We start from the raw sequence: 5,169 nt of genomic DNA, 5'->3' as shown, positions 1-5,169 counted from the left end.
GGGTGCAGCAGTGACGTAGGGGATGGCGAGAAGGATGGTGGCGCTGCCGTGGCGCTCGTCAGTCGGTCACGGCGGCGGTGCCGTCACCGGGCTGGATCCGGGGGTACTCGATCTTCGGGCAGGTGTCCATGACGACCGCGAGCCCAGCCCGCTCGGCGCGGGCCGCGGCCTGCTCGTCGACGACCCCGAGCTGCAGCCACAGCGCCTCGATGCCGAGCCGCTCCCGTTCGGCGATCGCCTCGTCGACGACGGCACCGACCCGCTCACTGTTGACGAAGCAGTCGACGACCTTGACGACGGTGCCGTCCGGGATGTCGGACAGGGACTGGTAGCCCTGGCAGCCGTGCACGCGCGCCGCGCTCGGGTGCACGGGGACGAGACGGATCCCGAGCTCGCGCTGGAGCCACAACGACACGCGGTAGGCCGTGCGGTCGGGGTTGTCGCCCAGTCCGACGACGGCCCAGGTGGCCGGGGTGTGCAGCAGGTCCCGGATGACGTTCGGGTCGTTGCGGTGCGAACTCATCCCGTCATCCTCACACGCCAGTCGCCCCGGGGGCGCGTTCGGACCCGCTCCGGGCGGCCGTGGTTGGATGAGGGAATGCGATTCGGAATGTTCGTTCCCCAGGGCTGGCGGATGGATCTCGTCGGCATCGAACCGGCCCAGCAGTGGGAAGTCATGGTCAACCTCGCCAAGCACGCGGACGACGGAGACGTCTTCGAGTCCATCTGGGTCTACGACCACTTCCACACGGTGCCGCAGCCCTCGGGCGAGGCGACCCATGAGGCGTGGTCGCTCATGGCGGGCTTCGGCGCCGCGACGAGCCGGGTCCGCCTCGGCCAGATGTGCACGTGCATGGCCTACCGCAACCCCGCCTACCTCGCGAAGGTCGCCGCGACCGTCGACGTCATCTCCGGCGGGCGCACCGAGATGGGCATCGGCGGCGGCTGGTACGAGCACGAGTGGCGCGCCTACGGCTACGGGTTCCCCAAGGCCGGCGACCGCCTCGGCGCGCTCCGCGAGGGCGTCCAGGTCTTCCGCGACATGTGGACCAAGGGGTCGGCCACGCTCGACGGGAAGTACTACCAGGTCGACGGCGCCATCTGCGCACCCCGCCCGCTGCAGGGCACCTCGTCCCCCGGCAGCCCCCTGAACGGCATCCCGATGTGGATCGCCGGCGGTGGCGAGAAGGTGACGCTGAAGATCGCGGCGCAGTACGCCGACTACACGAACTTCGACGGCACCCCCGAGGGCTTCGACCACAAGAGCGCGATCCTCGAGGGCCACTGCGCCGACCTCGGCCGGGACTTCGGCGACATCGTCCGCTCGGCCAACTACAACGTCGTCATCGGAGAGACGGAGTCCGACGTCGAGGACCGTCTTCAGTTCTACGGCGAGCTGCTCCGCAAGGGGGGCGTCGCCGACGAGAAGGCCGCGGCCGCCGTCGACGACCTGCGCAAGCAGCCTGCCGTCGGCACGCCCGACCAGATCGTCTCGATGTTCAAGGACATGGAAACGCGAGGCATGACGTATGCCATCACCTACTTCGCCGAGGCCGCCTACGACCGCTCGGGTATCGAGCTCTTCGAGCAGACCGTCGCCCAAGAGCTGCGGGGCTGAGCGGGATCGGCGCCTGGGTGTCGCAGTGCCGCCACCCCGTGCCTGACGTTGCCGGACCGGCGAGGGGCCGCTCGATGGTTCGGCACTCGGCCGTCTACGTGGGCGGAACCGCCCTGCAAGGGCTCGGTGTCCTGATCATCCTGCCGTTCGCGACGCGGCTCCTCGGTCCTGCCGAGTTCGGTCGCGTCGCGGCTGGTCTCGTCGTGGTCCAGATGTTCGGCACTCTCGCCAGCGCTGGCCTTCCGCAAGTCATCCTGAGGGAGCACAACCGAGGGGCCGACGGCCCGCGCGCTGCGCGTGCCCTCGCCGGCGCGATGATCCTGGTGGCCGTCCTCCTGGGCGTCATCGGTGCCCTCGTCGTGCTTGGCCTCGGACGAGGCGGCCTGGTCGTCGTCCGCGACGTGCTGCCGCTCGTCGTGGGGGCGGCGGCCCTCACGGTCGTCGTGTCAGGTCAGACGCTCATGCGCGCCCGGCTGCAGCCCTGGTCGTTTCTCGTCCTCGCCGTGGGTTCGACGGTCGGGGCGCAGGGCGCGGGCCTGATCGTGGCCCGTACCAGTCCGACGGCGAACACGTACCTCACCGCATATGCCGTCGTGCTCGCTCTCGTGGCCGCCGTGGCTGTGGTGCTCGGTCGACCGTTGCTCCCCACCGCCCAGCCCGAGCGCGTGCGCGCGGGCGTGCGGCTGGCCCTGCCACTGGTACCGCAGGGATTTGCCATGCTCGGCCTCCTCATGGGCGACGTGCTGCTCGCGAGCAGCCTGCTCGGCCCGGAGGCAGCCGGCAGCTACCAGGTCGCGCTGCAGCTGGGCAACATGCCCTTCGTCCTCGCAACCGCCCTGTTCAGCGCCTGGGCTCCGATGGTCCTCTCGGCTCCCTCGGAGTCACGGTGGGCGTTCACGGCCCGCACCGGCACTGTCATGACCGCGGTGGTGGCGGCGGGGGCAGTGGAGGTCGCGTTGCTGTCGCCCTGGCTCGTCATGCTCATGTCGAAGGCGGACTTCGGGCACGTCGCGATGGTTGCGACGACCGGTTGGCTCGTCACGACCGCGATCTTCTACATGATCTACCTGGGTTCCTCCCTCGCCGTCCTGGACGCGGAACGCACCAGCCGCATCGCCCTGGCGTCCGTGCTGGGGCTGGCAGTCCTTGGCGGGTTGTCGCTCGTCCTCGCGCCGCGTCTCGGCATCACGGGGATCGCCATCGCGAAGGTGGCTGCCTACGGGGTGCTGGCGTTTGCGACGACCTCCTTCGCGACGACCCAATCGCCTCTGCGCTGGCCGCGGTGGCTGTTGCTAGCCATCCCCCTGCCGGTCGTGGCCGCTGTCGCGCTCGGCGGTCAGCTGGGAATGGAGGGCTGGGGTGCGGTCCTGCGGCTGGTTGCCGCCGGCCTCGTGCTGGTGGTCGTCGTGGGTCGTGCGCCGCGCGTGCTGCGCCTGCTGCGCGACTGAGCCGTCTCGCCCGCACAGCTCCTCCGCACCGACCCACTGGGCCGCGGCCCATGAGGGCACCGCGCATGGAGCAGACGGCGGCAGCAGGTCGGTGGAGGCCCGCTGCGGGCCCGAGCCGCCAGGCACTACGATCGGTCGGCCGCCCCGTCCGTCAGATTGGAGAGGCCTCCATGGTCACGCCGCTGGTCCACATGGGACTCGGGTTCGACGACCTGCTGGTTCCGGCACTCGTCAGCGCCGGGTTCGAGACCCGTGACCTGATCCTGGTCGCAAGAACCGACGCGAACCTCTCCTGGGCCGCCCGCCACGCGCCGAACGCCACGGTGGTGCGTCTGCCCTACCAGGCGGCCCGCCAAGCCAACGTGGTGTCCGGCCTGGCCCCCCATGCAGCGCTGGGGCGTGCGGCCCGCGGTGTCGGCGTCGACGTGCTCGACCTGCTGGTCAGCGAGCGAGCGGTGCGCCGGAACCGGGTTGACACGGTGATGAACTTCCTCAACCTCGCGGCCGAGGAGCTCGAGTCGGTGGTCGCGGACCGAGGGCCCATCCTCGCGCTGTGCGAGTTCACCGTCGCGTCGGAACTGCTCGTGGCCGGCCTGGTCGCCCATCACGGGGGCCTGGCGACGTGGCCCCGCGGCATGCGCATCCCGGCCGACCGCTTCGGACTGTGGGGCACCCCGAAGGGCATCGGGCTCTTCCGGCGAACCGGCGCCGACGCAGGAGCCGCGGCAGCCGGGCGCACGCATCTGCCCGCCTGGATGCAGGCTCAGGAGCGACCGCCTGGCTACGAGAACGCCCTCCGTGCGGAGTCGGGCCAGGAGCTCTGGCGGTTGGCCTCCGACCGGCTGCGGGAGTTCACTCTCGATCGAGGGCGCAACCTGCAGCTACCGAAGCCGATGGACTACCTGCGCCTGCCCTGGCTCAACCCGGTCAAGGCGCGGCTCAATCTGCGGGAGTACGGCAGCCGCAGCTGGGACCCGTTGCCCGAGCGCTATGTCTTCATGCCCCTTCACGTCCAGCCCGAGTCGACGGTCGACGTCATGGGCGGCGACTGGCGCGACCAGCCCTACACCGCTCGAGTCCTGGCCGACGCGCTGGCGCCCTTGGGCATCACGTTGGCGGTCAAGGAGCACGCCAACTTCATGTGGCGCCGCGACCCCGACTTCTGGCACCCACTCGACGCGCACCCCAACATCGCCGCCATCGACCCGCATCTCGACTCCCGCCTGCTGATGCGCGAAGCTGTTTTCACCGTGACAGCGACGGGCACGGTTGGCCTCGAGGCCGGGCTCCTGGGGCTTCCGGTGGCCACAGGAGCGCCCATGCCCTGGGCGGAGCTCGGGAACGTCGCGGTGGTCCCGCGGCCCGATGATTTCACCGACTTCGTGGCCCGCCGCGGATGGGAGCACCTGCACGAGGACCGCGGCGTCATCGACGAGTGGTTCGCCGAGCACTACGCCCGCCACTCCTGGAAGGGCAGCGTGCTCGACCCGCCGCGCTATCCGGCCGTCCTCGAGGCGGCCAACGTGAAGGCGCTCGGCGCCGCCTTCGCCGAGGCCGCAGCATCGATCACGGTCCCATGAACGCATCGCGTCCCGGCGACGCAGCCTAGAAGCGTCCCATGGATATCGCCATCGGCCTGCTCGCGATCGCGGCCACCGTCCTCGGCGGGGCGTGGCTCGCGGACAGGTTCGACCTGCCGCCACCCCTCGTTCTCATCGTCATCGGGATCCTCGGCTCCTACCTGCCGTTCGTCCCAGAGGTGGCCCTGAGTCCCGAGGTCGTGCTGCTCGGCATCCTGCCGCCGCTGCTGTACGCCGCCGCGATCCAGACCTCGCTCGTCGACTTCCGCAACAACACGGGCGTCATCCTCAGCCTCTCCGTGGGGCTCGTGCTCTTCACGGCCCTCGGCGTCGCACTCTTCCTGCGCTGGGCGCTCGGGCTCGACTTCGCGGTCGCCTTCGCGATCGGCGCGGTCGTCGCACCGCCGGACGCGGTGGCCGCGACCGCGGTCGGGCGACGGATCGGCCTCCCGCGTCGCCTCGTGTCCATCCTCGAGGGGGAGTCGCTCGTCAACGACGCGACGGCGCTCGTCTCGCTGCGCAC

General features: G+C 70.7%; 5 protein-coding genes. 4 read left to right on the top strand and 1 reads right to left on the bottom strand.

Annotated elements, in window-relative coordinates; all coding sequences use genetic code 11:
• Positions 1-58: 58 nt before the first annotated feature.
• The gene (locus AC1DP0_RS17730; RefSeq protein WP_478086919.1) at positions 59-523 is read right to left on the bottom strand and encodes a CoA-binding protein; all 465 of its coding nucleotides are present in this window, start codon (positions 521-523) and stop codon (positions 59-61) included.
• 75 nt (positions 524-598) lie between these two features.
• Here AC1DP0_RS17730 and AC1DP0_RS17725 point away from each other — a divergent pair, with 75 nt between their 5' ends.
• From AC1DP0_RS17725 to AC1DP0_RS17710, 4 genes are all read left to right on the top strand, one after another.
• Complete coding sequence (locus AC1DP0_RS17725; RefSeq protein ID WP_478086917.1) at positions 599-1,618, top strand: LLM class F420-dependent oxidoreductase; 1,020 nt, start codon at positions 599-601, stop codon at positions 1,616-1,618.
• Between the two features lie 74 nt (positions 1,619-1,692).
• The gene (locus tag AC1DP0_RS17720) at positions 1,693-3,066 is read left to right on the top strand and encodes a lipopolysaccharide biosynthesis protein (protein ID WP_478086915.1); all 1,374 of its coding nucleotides are present in this window, start codon (positions 1,693-1,695) and stop codon (positions 3,064-3,066) included.
• A gap of 170 nt (positions 3,067-3,236) precedes the next feature.
• Positions 3,237-4,646 (top strand): hypothetical protein, encoded by a 1,410-nt coding sequence (locus AC1DP0_RS17715; protein WP_478086913.1) that lies wholly within the window; start codon positions 3,237-3,239, stop codon positions 4,644-4,646.
• Between the two features lie 38 nt (positions 4,647-4,684).
• A partial coding sequence (locus AC1DP0_RS17710; protein ID WP_478086909.1) for a cation:proton antiporter domain-containing protein occupies positions 4,685-5,169 on the top strand: 485 nt, incomplete at its 3' end.

The sequence above is a fragment of the Terrabacter sp. P5_B1 genome (assembly GCF_056400505.1).
This window is presented reverse-complemented; position numbering and strand designations above follow the sequence as displayed.